Raw genomic sequence first — 14,363 nt, 5'->3', positions numbered from 1 at the left:
TTTAATAAGCAGAATTTCCCCATTGCGTGACTTTAAATTACAGTGATATAATGTTCTCTGTGATTTTAAAGTTTAACATAGGAAGTGGCTAAATTGTCGAACAATTCAAAAGAGAGTAAATTCGTCCCGTACGTTTCTGCATCTAAATCTCTACCGGAATTGACTGCAACTGCAATCATTCTAGGGATCATTCTTGCAATCGTATTCGGGGCGGCAAATGCATACTTAGGCCTACTTATTGGTTTAACTGTCTCTGCTTCTATACCCGCGGCGGTAATTTCAATGGCCATATTAAGAGGGGTTTTTCGCAGGGATTCAATATTAGAAAACAATATTGTGCAAACGATGACCACGGCAGGTGAGGCTATTGGTGCCGGTGCTGTATTTACCATTCCGGCATTATTCATGTGGGACATGGACGTGAGTCAAGCATTCATCATTTTCGTAGTATTAACTGGGGGATTTTTAGGGGTCTTCATGATGGTTCCCCTTCGCCAGCTTTTGATTGTAAGGGAGCATGAAACATTGCCTTATCCAGAAGGTACGGCATGTGCCGAGGTCCTGAAGTCAGGAGAAAAGGGCGGTACAAGCGCCAAGCTAATCGGAGCCGGTTTGGTAATTGGCGGTGTTGTTAAAGGGCTTGGTGATGGATTTAAGCTTTTCAAGACAGAGGTTGAAACAGGGATCACGAATTTTAAAAATGCAGTGGTTGGTCTTGATGCCTTTCCTTCCCTTTTGGGTGTAGGGTACATTATTGGACCGCGTGTTGCAGGACAAATGCTAGGTGGGGGTTTATTAGCCTGGGTCGTTTTAATACCGGCCATCAGCTTTTTTGGCGGAAACAATGGGACAGCCATTTTCCCTTCTGATGTACCGATCGGTGAATTGGATGCATGGGGAATTTGGGATAATTATATTCGCTATATTGGTGCTGGTGCCGTTGCAACGGGCGGATTGATCACTTTGATCAAAACATTACCAATACTTTTCAGTTCAGTTATTGATACTCTTAAAGGCGTAAAAGCCAATAAAGGACAACTAAAATCGGGTTCTATCCGTACAGAACAAGATATACCGGCTAAATACGTTTGGTTGGGTACGATCATCTTAATTTTAATCATTGCTTTCACACCTATAACGGATGTAGGAATCATCGGTGCGATTGCAATCGCGATTTTTGGATTTTTATTCGTGACAGTGGCTTCAAGGGTTGTTGGAATCGTCGGAAGTTCGTCTTCCCCTGTTTCTGGAATGACGATCGCCACTCTATTGATTGTTGCGATTGTCTATAAGGCAACTGGTTTTACTGGTACGACTGGAATGGTAGCAGCTTTAACCGTCGCTGCAATCATTTGTACAGCGCTTGCGGTTTCAGGTGATGTTTCTCAGGATCTAAAAACAGGATATATCGTCGGCGGAACACCATGGAAACAACAAGTTGCCATGATGATCGGTGTTGTTGCGTCCGCTTCTGTCATAGGTTTTATCCTGGTTCTTATGGATAACGCATATACGATGGGTTCTGCAGAACTGCCTGCACCTAAAGCGGCACTTATGAAAATACTTGCCGAAGGTGTTTTAGGGGGAGATTTACCTTGGACTCTGATCTTTATCGGTGCGGCTATTTCCATTACATTAGAGTTTTTCGGTTTGAATTCACTTGTCGTTGCAGTGGGCATATACTTGCCGGTTCATACTAGTGCACCAATCATGATCGGTGGATTTATTCGATTCTTCGTTGAGTTCTTCTCGAAAACAAAAGAAGCGCTTAAAGCACGGGTTGACAGAGGTGTATTATTTGCCTCTGGTTTAATAGCGGGTGAATCATTAATTGGTGTTCTTATTGCCATATTGATCGCAGCAGGTGTCCAAGTTCCGGCTGCGGCTAAATTAGCCAGCAATTTGCTGCCATTCTTATTATTCCTTGCTCTAGCTGGATTGCTTTGGTTCGTATCCAGCAAAGGGAAAAAAGAAGATGCTTCGTAAACGCCAATCAAAAAAGAGGAACCTGTTAACCATGATTCCCCTTTTGGAAAGACGCGTCACTATGGTGCAAGAATCTTCGGAAGCCACTTTTTTGGTCATTCAAAGGACCAATTTTGTGGAAAGAATGACCATTCGTTTCTTAAAACAGCCATCAGTCCGTAAAATCAAGCTTGATAAGTTTGGAGCATATGCCATTAAACAGATGGAGTTCCAAAGGAATGTAAATCAGATCTCTGAAGCGATGAGTGAACATTTTGGTGAGGAAGCGGAACCAGCCTTACCGAGGCTGATGAAATTCCTGGAAATTCTAGAAGCTCATGATTGGATCATATGGGATGATGAAGAAGAAAAATGAAAAAAAGCTGAAGCAATTCTGGGTGCTTCAGCTTTTTTCTGTATTGGTACAAAATTTACCACATCTGCATTTTATGAAATTAGACTATAGGTATAATTATTTGTAATAACTTTATATGCGTTGTATTCTGTACTGTTAGTCATGATTAATAAAACAAAACTATTCACATTTTGAAGCGCAGGTGGTTTATCATGGGGAGAGTACAAGGTAAAGTTAGTGACAGGTGGAGCTTCAGGCATTGGGTTATCCATATCCCCACTAATGGCTAAAGAAAGCGCAAAAGTCGTGATTGCTGTTTTTAATGAAGCAGGAGCAAAAGAAGCGGCCTAAAACATTAAAAAACAAGGTGGGGAAGCAGCTGGAGTATTTTTGGATGCTGGACAAGCAGATTCCATACAGGCAGCAGTCGACTTTACCATTGAACAATATGGAACGGTTACGGTACTCGTTAATAATGTGGGTTTAACTAATCTGCATAAAGATCTGGATGTCGTGAACTTAGATTTGGAAGAATGGAATCGACTTATGGACGTGAATTTAAAAAGTGTGCTATTGAGAAGCAGGTTTGCGATTCCTCACATGATTAAAGCTGGAGGAGGTTCGATTATAAATACGGCCTCAATGGCTGGATTTACAGGTGACTCCGTACGATCCGCATATGGTGCGTCCAAGCGGGTGTAGTGAATTTGACTCGTTATATCGCTGCACAGTATGGTAAAGATCATATTAGTTGTAATGGAGTGGCACCAAGTCTCATTTTAACTCCTGCAGCGAAAAATAATATGCCTCAGGCCGTACTCGATATTTTTGGCAAATTCAATGCATTGCCATATCATGGTGAAGCGGATGATATCGGTTATACCGTATTATTCCTTGCATCTGACGAGTCCAAATTCATTACAAGTCAGACGATCCAAGTGGAAGGCGGTAATCATATAGCCAACCCAAGCATCTCTGATTTTAATGATTATGTAACGAGAGCAAAATCCAATTAATTGTCTGGACATTCATATAACAAAACATTACCCTGGATAAGATCAACACTTTCCGGGGTTTTTAGCTAGGACGCCCTTTATTAAAAAACATGAAGCAGGTGCATATAACAATGGAAGTAAAAAATTATGATGAAATGCTGAACATCAGGACGGAAGGTGAACAAAAAAAATTCAATGATTCTTTGCATTATCATCGATATGAACCGACGCCATACAGCGCATTAGAACAGTTATTAAAAGAATATCCATTGAAAAGAAATGATCGCATTGTGGATTTTGGATGCGGTAAAGGACGCTTGAATTTTTTGATCCATCACTTCTATCAATCATCTGTGGTTGGCGTGGAAATGAATGAAAATTTCTATAAAGAAGCGATCGAGAATCTGAATGGCTACATGAAAAAAAGGAAAAACGACAAAAACGATATAGAATTCCACTGTTGCTTGGCAGAAGAATATGATATTGATACGCAGGACAATCATTTTTATTTCTTTAATCCGTTCTCGGTACAGATTTTCATGAAAATCATCAATAACATTTTGCTTTCCTTTGAAAAAGAACCGCGCCAAATCGAACTGATACTATATTATGCTTCACAAGATTATATTTTTTTCCTCGAAAATCAAACCGCTTTCGAGCTGAAAAACGAAGTGATATTACCTGGCTTGACTGAATCTAATCCTTTTGAGAAATTCGTCATATACCAATTGTTATATTGAATGGATATTGTTTTTTCGGTGATAAAAACACCCAAGCAATCTTTAATGGATGCTTGGGTGCAAAGAGTGAAGCCAATAAAGGTGTTTAATTTAAAGCGGATTGTAAAATCCTTATTACTTTTTTTTTGCATGCTCCTATTCCATTTTTTATCTTTTAATTTTCTTTTATTTCTAAGGATGAATCACTTTGTATATGGAGAGCGAGGTTCTAGTTTATAGTTTGTAAGCCATAGTGAACATAATAAAATTAATTCAAATGCATTGGTAACAGCCGAACTTTCTATGGGAATAGGAATGGCACTTCCAACTATCATGACTATAACCCCTAAAAGCATCCAAATCCAACGTGTTCTTATAAATATGTAGATGCTAATCACCAATAATATAAAGGTGACAATAAGCACCATTAAAGGTGGGCCCGAAGATTCCTCACTAACATATCTTAAAACTCCATACTCGTAGATTGGTACAAATGTCTTATGCATATTTTCAATAAATTCATAGATGATAAGCCCAGCTGTAAGGAAAAGGAAAAAGTAGGGTGTTATCGTTTTTTTTGTAAAAGGAATATGTATTCTTTTTGCCATTTCCCATCCAAACAAGATCAATGTGGGAGTGATAAATCCATGACTCCAGAAACGTAATGCATTTAATGACTTTAACAAAGGGCCATCACCAATGAACTTTCCCGAGGCAATAATTAAGTTATCCACGATAAGCCCGAAAGTAACTAGAAGAAGAAAGCTTGAATACGAAAAGAGTTTGCGGTCCTGTCGAAGTAACGCCATTCCCATGATAAAAAGAATCATATAAACGATTGAATAACAAAAATATAAAATAGTATCCAACTACATCACCCCCTATATTGTTTTTTCCGTACTATAATAGAACAAAACATATCAACTTTAAATAAAAGTACCCATTTAAATATAATTTTAGTTTATTGTGAAATTCAAATTCAGGAAAGATTGGAAATACCTATTCGGAGAATATAATGGGTAGGCTTTATATGTGCTTTTTATAAAGTATCAAAGGTCTACATAAGAAACTTTATATTTAAACAAGGATGGAAGCATTGCATCAAAAATTATCATAAATGGCGATTATAACCAGATCCTTCCGAGTCTTGTTTCTTTTTTAGACTAAGTAGAGATGACTTATCCGTCTACATGAGGAAAATGACATAAGATATTCAAAAGAGAAGGAAGTTAGACGTAATGTTCGTTTTATATAGCCCATAAGGAAATGAAGAGCAATACCAGTATCATGTGCGTTAGTAAAAGTACTTAGAAATAAATTTTAGGGATAGTGAGGTATAAAATGAAAAAAGTCATTAAATATATTCTCGTTAGTATAATTCTATTAATGATTATCGCTTTCGGCGCCTTTTATATATGGTCAGAACAAACATACAAACCATCAGATGAATTGTATGCGTTAGTTGGAAAGGGGGATATAAAAAAGGAAAATGGGTTTGTCACATTCGAACCAACAAAAAACAAGAAAGTGGGCATTGTCCTGTATCCAGGTGCCAAGGTTGAGCCGGAAGCATACGGATATTATGCAAAAGAATTATCAAAAGAGGGATATACAGTCGTTATCCCAAATGTGAGGTTCAATTTCGCTTTGTTTGATAAAAATAAAGCGACGGAAGCTAAAGGTACATATCCAGAAGTGGAGAAATGGTATGTTGCTGGACACTCGTTAGGAGGAGTAGCCGCCTCCGCATATGCTTATGAAAATTCAAAAGAGGTGGAAGGGATTATCCTCCTCGGTTCATATCCCAGTGACTCGAATGACTTTTCAAAAATGAAAGTTCCTATGCTATCGTTATATGCAGAACATGACGGGCTATCTACAGTAGAGAAGATTATGAAGACAAAGCACTTACTATCTAAAGAGGCAAACATGCATAAGATAGCGGGAGGAAACCACGGTCAATTTGGTGTATACGGAAAGCAAAAGGGAGATAATGAAGCGACTATCTCAGCTAAGAAACAACAAGAAGAGATGATAGCTGTCACAAAAAAATGGCTTAATCAGAATGGGGATTAAGCCTTATTAAATGCCCTCAAAATTGAGGGCATTTTAATACCGAAATATATTTTGACTTGGAAAGAAAGACAAAAGAACCAGTTGATCTAAAGTAATTACTTCAAGTCGATCTCGTTGAATAGAATCATGTTTAGAAAGCATCCTCATCACCTCAAGTTTTAATACTTCTATATTAAAGCAAAAATGACTCTAGGCAAAAGTGTTCTATCTAAAAGGTAAGCCGAAGTTGATTGGAGCGGGTGTTCGAGACTCCTGCTTAGAAAAGCGCGTCTAGGGGAGACCCCGCAGGCGAGAGCAGAGGGCCGACCGCCCGCGGAAAGCGAGTGCCCTACGTTCCAATTAACGTCCAAATTGTACAAGCGAAAAATAGACAAACTCGATTTTCATCGAGTTTGTCTACAGTCTGAACCCCCGTTATGACGGGGTTCAGTTTATCGCAAAAGTCCTTCGGGATTAAAGAGCCGCGCCAAATCGGACTAAGTTTAATTTATGCTTAATAAGCACTTAAGCAATATTCCCTTTTTTAATGGATGTTTAATTTACAACATATTGTAAATTCTTTTGGGGCTCATATCGTTTTTCTATATAAATTTGATGCCAGGTCATAAACGTCAAAATGGTCCAGAGCTTCCGGCTGTTGTCCGCTTTATTATTTACATGGTTTTCAAGTAATTCTATAATTTGCGCTTTATTAAAAAGGTAGTCAGTCGGGCTTTCCTGGATTAACCTTACTGCCCAATCGTATAACTCATCCTTCAGCCAATGTCGTATCGGAACAGGAAAGCCTAGCTTTTTTCTGCTCCATACATGTTCCGGCACTATCCCGCGGGCAGCTTTTCGGAGCATGTATTTGGTCGTTCCATTTCTCACTTTTTGATCCATATTAAGTTTTGAAGCCGTATTGAAAACGCATTTATCCAAAAAGGGAACTCTCACCTCTAAAGAATTCGCCATGGACATTCTATCTGCCTTCAATAAAATATCACCTTTTAGCCAAGTTTGAATATCAATGTTTTGCATTTGGGTTATAGGATCATACCCTAAAGAACTTGAATAGATGGGATTTGTCACTTTCTCATTTTCTAGTCCGTTGTGATAATTCACAAGTAGTCGTTTTTTCTCTTTCTCGCCGAATATGTTTGCGTTCCCGATATATCGGTTTTCTAAAGGTGTCACTCCACGCTCTATAAAACTCTTTCCTCTAACACCTTCTGGCAAAACAGAGGAAATCGCCTTCAACACTTTGTTCAATGATGTTGGAAAATAGGAAAACATGCGCAGGGAATGGGGCTCCCGGTATATATTATATCCGCCGAATAACTCATCTGCCCCCTCACCGGACAAAGCGACCTTGACGTGTTTTTTAGCTTCCCGGGCGACAAAATATAGTGGAACGGCAGCGGGGTCCGCTAAAGGGTCATCCATATGCCAGATGATCTTCGGCAGTTCCGCCAAGAATTCTTCAGGACTAATGATATAACTTATATTTTCTACATTAAGAGCGGCTGCTGTTTCCTGTGCAACGTTTATTTCACTATATCCATCTCTTTCGAACCCAACAGAAAAAGTTTTGATCTTAGGGTTAATCTCTTTTGCGATGGAGCAGATAAATGATGAATCAATCCCGCCCGATAAAAAAGATCCAACTGGAACATCACTTCTCATATGGACGTTTACGGAATCCATCAGAGTGTCTTGTATTTCTTTTAGGACCTTTGAATCGTCTATATTGGAAGGGTGAAAAATAGGTTTCCAGAACCTTTTTATATCCATTTTCTTTCCTGGTTCTTTAGTGAAGTAATGTCCAGGTAATAACTTTTCAATATTCTTGGATAGGGTCGCTGGTTCGGGAACATATTGAAAACTAAGAAAATGCTGTAATGAATTCACATCCAGCTCGTCATTCATGGCTGTCAAAATACTCTTTTTTTCTGATGCAAAATAAGTAACATCATCTTGCTCACAATAGAAAAAAGGCTTGATTCCAAAGTGGTCCCTTGCACCAAAAAGCTTTAGCTCGATTTTATCCCAAATGACAAAAGAGAACATGCCTCGCAATTTCTGGACAGTTTGCTCTTTTTGGCTACTAAAGAGGGCCAATATTACTTCCGTATCAGAATCTGTCGTAAACTCATATCCTTCATCAATGAGTTCTTTTCTTAGTTCAATATAATTATAGATTTCGCCATTGAAAATGATCCAATATCTTTCATTTTCATATGAAAGGGGTTGGTTTCCATTATCTATATCGATTATGCTTAATCTCCTAAATCCAAAATTCACAAATTCATCAAAGAAATATCCTTCATCATCCGGCCCCCTATGGGTAATGATCGTGTTCATCTTCTGAATCGTTTCTTTCATATTTGAATTTATGGCTTTCGGATATTCGTGAATACATCCAACAAAACCGCACATAAAATCCACCTGCCTAATTAATTAATAGTAAGAGATTTCCTAATATCTTTTATTAATATTTTCAAAAAATAGGTACAAAGTTGAATGCCAATGTAAATAGAATGGAATCTCCTAGTCTTCTAGATTAGGTGATTATGATATATTTGTCAATTTTACTCATAAAATGAATGTATTTGTAATTATGTAAAAATATATAAGATGCGCAACAAAAAGAGGCAATCGTTATGATTGCCTCTAAAGAAAATTAAGTTTGCATGCAGTTTTTATTAAAAAAACGTTCCAGTTGATTGGAGGGGGGCCCTGGTGTGGAATTCAACGTTCCAATCTTACAAACACTAAAAAAAATCGAGTTTGTCTTCAGACTATGATGCCTTAATTAATAAGGCATCCGTCTTATTTCAATAGTTCCGCTCGATGACAAAGTGAGCACGATCGCCTCTAAAGAGAGTTTTAGAGAATTCAATGACCGATCCGTCATTCTCATATGTGTAAGTTTCCAATGAAAAACAAGGTGAGCCGTTCGGTACGTCCAACTTGTCAGAAATGGAATCGTCGGCAAGTGAAAACTCCAAGTGTTCGACCGTTTTTTTTACTTTTAAATTGAATTGTGTCTCAAGTACTTTAAAGAGTGATTTTTCACAGGCTTCGATATTAAGCCCGGGTGTTTTATACCAAGGGAGAAAGGCAATTTCATATTGAAGGGGGATATCGTTTACGTAACGTATCCGTTCCAGTTTATTTACGGGGTCTCCAATATTTTGTTTGAAAAGCTTGGCAAGGGTAGCGTTTGCTTCAATCACCTTTAAGCTAATGACCTTTGTTGAAGGATTTTTACCTTGCATCGTGACTTGCTCAGAGAATTTTTCAACCGTGCTTGTAAGAAATTGCTTCACTTTATTCTCCGAAACGAAAGTACCTTTGCCTTGGACACGGTAAATATAGCCTTCGACGTTCAATTGCTGTAAGGCCGTGCGAACTGTTGTCCTGCTTACCCCGTATATTTTACAAAATTCAGCCTCAGTCGGTAATTTTGTATTTGTTTGATATTCGCCATTTTTTATGAGATCGATAATCGATTCCTTAACTATGGAATGCAATGCCGCTTCTTTATTCATGGTCTCCACAGTGATTCCTCCTATGCTCATTCCCAATATATACATATAGATTATCTCGGATAAGTACAATAATCAACTTTAATTCACAAATTTGTAGTAACAAATTTAAATTTGTGTTGATATTTTTTCGATTTGTAACTACAATGTATGTATGGAGGCAATAATACCCATTTCATTCAAGGGAAGTGATAAAAAAGTAACATCGGTTATTTATAAGAAAGAAAACGGTTTCAACTCACTTGAAAATACTGAATAATCAATCATTAAAAAGGGGGGTAATTTCAATGAATATCTTATTATGTTGTTCTGCAGGGATGTCTACTAGTTTATTAGTTACCAAGATGGAGGAAAGTGCTAAAAACCAAGGGGTAGAGTGTCATATATGGGCAGTTGGTTCTACAGAAGTTAACAATGAAATAGATAAGGCCGATGTTATTTTATTAGGGCCGCAGGTTAGATATCTTCTTTCCAAGCTACAGGAAGCGGGGAAAGAAAAGGGAATTCCAGTCGCAACCATCAATCCGATGTTCTATGGACTATGTAATGGTGAAGAAGTGCTAAAGCAAGCCACTACTTTAATAAAAGGAGAATAAGGATATGATGACTTTTATTGATAAGTATATTATGCCTGGGGCGGTAAAGGTAGGAAATAACCGGCATTTGCTTGCAATTCGTGACGCATTGATTGGAATGATAGCGATTACAATGATCGGGTCATTCGCCGTCCTGTTTAATAATCTAGGGCAAGTCATCAAGCCATACGGAAGAATGATGGAGGCCATCTTCGGTCCAGCATGGAATACGCTCGGCGGTGATATTTGGTTTGGAACCTTTGCATTCATGACGGTATTTGCTGTATTCGGCATTTCTTATAAATTGGCACGATCATACGGTGACGATGGTTTTGAAGCGATGCTGGTATCCGCAGCCTGTTTCTTCTTACTATTGCCTCAAATCGGAAATGTAACTTTAACCATCGATGATAAGGATGTTACTGGCGGGGCATGGGGTTTTGTAAGCGTAAACTATTTTAATGCTACAGCCCTATTTACAGGAATTGTCGTTGCCTTAATAGCGACTGAAATCTTCGTGAGACTTTCCCGGGTAAAATATTTAGTCATCAAGCTTCCAGATGGAGTACCTCCAGCGGTAGCCCGTTCATTTGCAAAGTTAGTGCCGGGTATGGCAACAATCTTTATCGCTGGCGTATTCGGACTGCTATTCCGTAAAGCTACGGATGGGCAGGTACTGAATGACTGGCTGAGTAAAGTGATTGTATCTCCGTTACAAAGTGCAGTAGATTCATTGCCATTCGCTATTTTACTAGTTTTTCTTGTTCATTTATTATGGATGATCGGTTTGCATGGACCTAATATCCTTGGCGGGATAACGACACCGCTCTTTGAAAGTTCGGGAGTGAAAAATATCGATTTATATGCAAAAGGCGTCAAAGACATGGACCAATACGGCGTATTGGCGGGTTCTTTCCTGGATGCATTTGTATATTTAGGCGGATCTGGTGCAACATTGGGCCTTATCATTGCAATGATCATCGCCGGTCGGAAACGGTATAAACAGATGATTGCACTCGGAGGGGCGCCAGGAGTGTTCCAGATAAACGAACCCATTCTTTTCGGATTGCCTATCGTTCTGAATCCAATGTGGTTCATCCCATTTGTTCTAGGCCCGGTAATTACAACGGTGATATCTTATATCGCAGTAAGCAGCGGAATGGTTTTCCCGATCGTTGCCAAGATTCCATGGGTAACCCCTCCAATTGTGGGTGGATTCCTGGCCACAGGCGGGCATGTGTCTGGAGCGGTCTTGGCTGCAATCAACTTAGTCATTTCAACAGCGATTTATTTACCATTCGTTTATGCTCAAGTGAAGATAGACACAAAAAATGAAACAAAGCTTACAAAAGATTCAGAAACGCTAAGCCTTTAAGAAAGTAGTGATGAAAAGTGGAAAAAGAAGAATTATACCAGCTATCCTTTCAATTGATTTTATATAGCGGGAATGCGAGAAGCTTTGCAATGGAAGCGTTGCAGGAGGCAAAGAAGAAGGATTTTGATTCTGCCCGTTTGAAAATCGCCGAGGCGGAAACGGAATTACTGCAAGCCCATAAATACCAAACCCAATTAATCCATGCTGAGGCAGGCGGGGACTCTTTTGATCTTCCGATTATCCTGGTGCATGCACAAGATCATTTAATGACAGCGATGACTATGAAGGATCTTGCAATTGAAATGATCGATCTACGCGAAGAATTCTTACATGCAGATGCTGTGAAGGAGAGGACTGCTGAATGAGCAAGGGGTTGAAGATCGTCACGATTGGCGGAGGTTCGAGCTATACGCCTGAACTGATCGAAGGTTTCATCAAATATCATGAAGAACTTCCTGTGAGTGAAATTTGGCTCGTGGACATCGAAGCCGGAAAGGAAAAGCTTGAAATTGTCGGGAATTTGGCAAGAAGGATGATTGAAAAGGCTGGTGTGAATATTGAAGTCCATCTCACGCTGGATAGGAAGAAAGCGCTTAAAGGTGCTGATTATGTAACAACCCAGCTGCGGGTTGGCCAGCTCGCAGCCAGGGCTCTTGATGAAAAGATTCCATTGAAACACGGAGTGATCGGACAGGAGACGAATGGACCAGGCGGGCTTTTCAAGGCCTTTAGAACGATTCCCGTCATTCTGGATATTGCTCATGAGATGGAGGAATTATGTCCGGAAGCATGGCTGATTAACTTCACGAATCCTGCAGGAATGGTAACGGAAGCAGTTCTGCGTCACAGTAATATTTCCAAAATCATCGGACTCTGCAATGTGCCGATTGGGATGGAACGAGGTGTTGCGGATTTGATGGGGGTAGAACCATCAAGGGTCCGTATCGACTTTGCTGGGTTAAACCATATGGTTTACGGCTTGGATGTATTCGTTGATGGCGAGAGTGTCAAAGATCAAATCATCCAGTTGATTACTGATCCAGCTAAAGCTGTCACGATGAAGAATATCCATGCAATGGGCTGGGAGCCGGAATTCCTTAGAGCGTTGAACCTGTTTCCGTGTCCATACCATAATTACTATTATAAAACGGGTGATGTGCTGGCCCAAGAATTGAAGGATGCGGAAAAAGGGGAAACACGCGCAGAGGTCGTTCAAAGACTTGAAGCAGGTTTATTCGAGCTATACAAAGACCAGGATCTGGCTATCAAGCCGCCGCAGCTTGAAGAGCGCGGAGGTGCGTACTACAGTGATGCGGCTGTGCGGTTGATTTGCTCGATGCATACGGATAAGCGAGATATTCAAGCGGTGAATACGGTCAACCATGGTGCAATTGAAGGCATCCCGTACGGATCGGCGATTGAAACCAGTTGCGTGATAACTAAGGATGGACCTAAACCAATCAATGTAGGAGAGCTTCCTGTCGCTGTCCGCGGATTAATTCAGCAAATCAAATCCTTTGAAAGGGTAGCCATCGAAGCTGCAATTTCGGGGGACTATGATACTGCGTTGCTTGCCATGACGATCAATCCACTCGTTCCAAGCGACCGGGTTGCAAAACTTATCTTGGACGAAATGCTGGAGGCACATAAAGATTATTTGCCGCAGTTTTTTGAAAAAAAGGAGTTGCAGGATAATTTATCATGATTGAAGTCCTTGTAAATGCAGATGATTTTGGGTTAACTAAAGCGGTGAATTATGGGATTTTGGATAGCCACAAATATGGAATTGTCAATTCGGCAACAATCATGATGAATGCGAAAGCAACGGAGCATGCGATTGAAATCTCCAAGAAAACACCCTCGTTGAAGGTAGGTATTCACTTAGTCCTGACATGGGGTAAACCTTTGTTGAGTGATGTTCCGAGTTTGGTTGACGAATCTGGTTTCTTTAAGAAGCAAGGTACGGTATATGGGGATCCTGCCGGCATTTCCTTGGGCGAATTGGAGAGGGAGTGGTCAGCGCAAATCGAAAGATTTTTGGAATTTGGCCTATTCCCGACTCATTTCGATAGCCACCATCATGTACACGGGATCAAAGCATTTCTACCGGTTATTAAAAAGCTGTCAGTTAAATATGGATTGCCAGTCCGTAATGCCGGAAGCCACCTTGCAGGGATTCAAACCGTTACAGATGTTTTCCTGGATGATTTTTATGGAGAAATGGTGGTTGAAGATTACTTTCAAAACTTGAAAGGGAGAGTAATGGATGGGGAGAGTGTGGAAATAATGACCCATCCTGCATATATGGATGAAGAATTGATGGAGGTCTCCTCTTATAATGATATACGCTTGAAAGAAACCAGAATATTGACAAAGGCTAAATTACCTGAGGGATTTTCCCTTAGATTCAGCATCAACCAAGTAAAGATTTGATTTCAAAAGAGGACCATTCATCAAAAGATGAATGGTCCTCTTTTATTGTTAAAATTAATAAGCCAGGCTGAATAGGGCTTTGATGTGTGATAGGTAACGAACATTACTTGCTTCTTTCATCAATGTAGCCGGAAGGCCTTTAAGGGACGTGTTATTGGCCCCAACGGTTGCCACCGCATCCTTACGGCCAAGGCTCGCAAGTGTACCTGAGTTTACAGGTGAGAATTCTTCAAGTTTCTTGCCTTCAAATGCTGCATATAGGTTGTATCCAACGAGCTCACCCATTTGCCAAGCATTTTGTGCAGTAGGAGCATATGGACGGCCGCCTTCTGGAGGGAAC

At 39.9% G+C, this 14,363-nt stretch carries 12 protein-coding genes and 2 pseudogenes; 10 read left to right on the top strand and 4 right to left on the bottom strand.

What is annotated here, in order from left to right; translation table 11 throughout:
• Positions 1–93: 93 nt before the first annotated feature.
• From OTG27_RS07985 to OTG27_RS07970, 4 genes and pseudogenes are all read left to right on the top strand, one after another.
• A complete protein-coding gene (locus tag OTG27_RS07985; protein ID WP_063576869.1) occupies positions 94–1,986 on the top strand; it encodes an OPT family oligopeptide transporter in 1,893 nt (630 codons plus the stop codon).
• Complete coding sequence (locus OTG27_RS07980; RefSeq protein WP_268936683.1) at positions 1,976–2,341, top strand: PqqD family protein; 366 nt, start codon at positions 1,976–1,978, stop codon at positions 2,339–2,341. The genes OTG27_RS07985 and OTG27_RS07980 overlap by 11 nt, the downstream gene beginning before the upstream one ends.
• Positions 2,342–2,557: 216 nt before the next feature.
• Positions 2,558–3,336: pseudogene (locus OTG27_RS26670) on the top strand (SDR family NAD(P)-dependent oxidoreductase).
• Between the two features lie 110 nt (positions 3,337–3,446).
• Complete coding sequence (locus OTG27_RS07970) at positions 3,447–4,055, top strand: methyltransferase (RefSeq protein ID WP_098184623.1); 609 nt, start codon at positions 3,447–3,449, stop codon at positions 4,053–4,055.
• A gap of 182 nt (positions 4,056–4,237) precedes the next feature.
• Here the strand turns inward: OTG27_RS07970 and OTG27_RS07965 are convergent, their stop codons facing one another.
• Positions 4,238–4,903, bottom strand: coding sequence for a hypothetical protein (locus tag OTG27_RS07965; protein WP_268936682.1), 666 nt, complete (start codon positions 4,901–4,903; stop codon positions 4,238–4,240).
• A 472-nt stretch (positions 4,904–5,375) separates the two neighbouring features.
• Here OTG27_RS07965 and OTG27_RS07960 point away from each other — a divergent pair, with 472 nt between their 5' ends.
• The gene (locus OTG27_RS07960) at positions 5,376–6,110 is read left to right on the top strand and encodes an alpha/beta family hydrolase (protein ID WP_145504997.1); all 735 of its coding nucleotides are present in this window, start codon (positions 5,376–5,378) and stop codon (positions 6,108–6,110) included.
• A 534-nt stretch (positions 6,111–6,644) separates the two neighbouring features.
• On the opposite strand, the gene asnB is transcribed toward OTG27_RS07960, so the two are convergent.
• Both asnB and OTG27_RS07950 read right to left on the bottom strand, forming a co-directional pair.
• Complete coding sequence (gene asnB, locus OTG27_RS07955) at positions 6,645–8,528, bottom strand: asparagine synthase (glutamine-hydrolyzing) (protein ID WP_268936681.1); 1,884 nt, start codon at positions 8,526–8,528, stop codon at positions 6,645–6,647.
• A 398-nt stretch (positions 8,529–8,926) separates the two neighbouring features.
• On the bottom strand, positions 8,927–9,643 hold the full coding sequence (locus OTG27_RS07950) for a GntR family transcriptional regulator (protein ID WP_057278475.1): 717 nt from the start codon (positions 9,641–9,643) through the stop codon (positions 8,927–8,929).
• A gap of 284 nt (positions 9,644–9,927) precedes the next feature.
• Here OTG27_RS07950 and OTG27_RS07945 point away from each other — a divergent pair, with 284 nt between their 5' ends.
• From OTG27_RS07945 to chbG, 5 genes are read left to right on the top strand one after another with little or no spacing between them, the layout of a single operon-like run.
• Positions 9,928–10,236 (top strand): PTS sugar transporter subunit IIB, encoded by a 309-nt coding sequence (locus tag OTG27_RS07945; RefSeq protein WP_063576866.1) that lies wholly within the window; start codon positions 9,928–9,930, stop codon positions 10,234–10,236.
• Positions 10,237–10,240: 4 nt separating this feature from the next.
• The gene (locus OTG27_RS07940) at positions 10,241–11,590 is read left to right on the top strand and encodes a PTS sugar transporter subunit IIC (protein WP_048684683.1); all 1,350 of its coding nucleotides are present in this window, start codon (positions 10,241–10,243) and stop codon (positions 11,588–11,590) included.
• Between the two features lie 17 nt (positions 11,591–11,607).
• Complete coding sequence (locus OTG27_RS07935) at positions 11,608–11,955, top strand: PTS sugar transporter subunit IIA (protein WP_095678825.1); 348 nt, start codon at positions 11,608–11,610, stop codon at positions 11,953–11,955.
• Entirely contained in the window at positions 11,952–13,295 is a 1,344-nt protein-coding gene (locus tag OTG27_RS07930) for a 6-phospho-beta-glucosidase (protein WP_098865156.1), read from the top strand. The genes OTG27_RS07935 and OTG27_RS07930 overlap by 4 nt, the downstream gene beginning before the upstream one ends.
• Complete coding sequence (chbG, locus tag OTG27_RS07925) at positions 13,292–14,023, top strand: chitin disaccharide deacetylase (protein WP_268936680.1); 732 nt, start codon at positions 13,292–13,294, stop codon at positions 14,021–14,023. Before OTG27_RS07930 ends, chbG begins: the two co-directional genes overlap by 4 nt.
• A 54-nt stretch (positions 14,024–14,077) precedes the next feature.
• On the opposite strand, the pseudogene OTG27_RS07920 reads toward chbG, so the two are convergent.
• A pseudogene (locus tag OTG27_RS07920) lies at positions 14,078–14,363 on the bottom strand (NAD(P)/FAD-dependent oxidoreductase); the annotation flags it as partial.

It is taken from the genome of Peribacillus sp. AS_2 (assembly GCF_026891895.1).
Classification (GTDB): domain Bacteria; phylum Bacillota; class Bacilli; order Bacillales; family DSM-1321; genus Peribacillus; species Peribacillus frigoritolerans.
The sequence above is the reverse complement of the archived record's forward strand: the minus strand, read 5'-3'. Positions and strand labels throughout refer to the sequence as shown.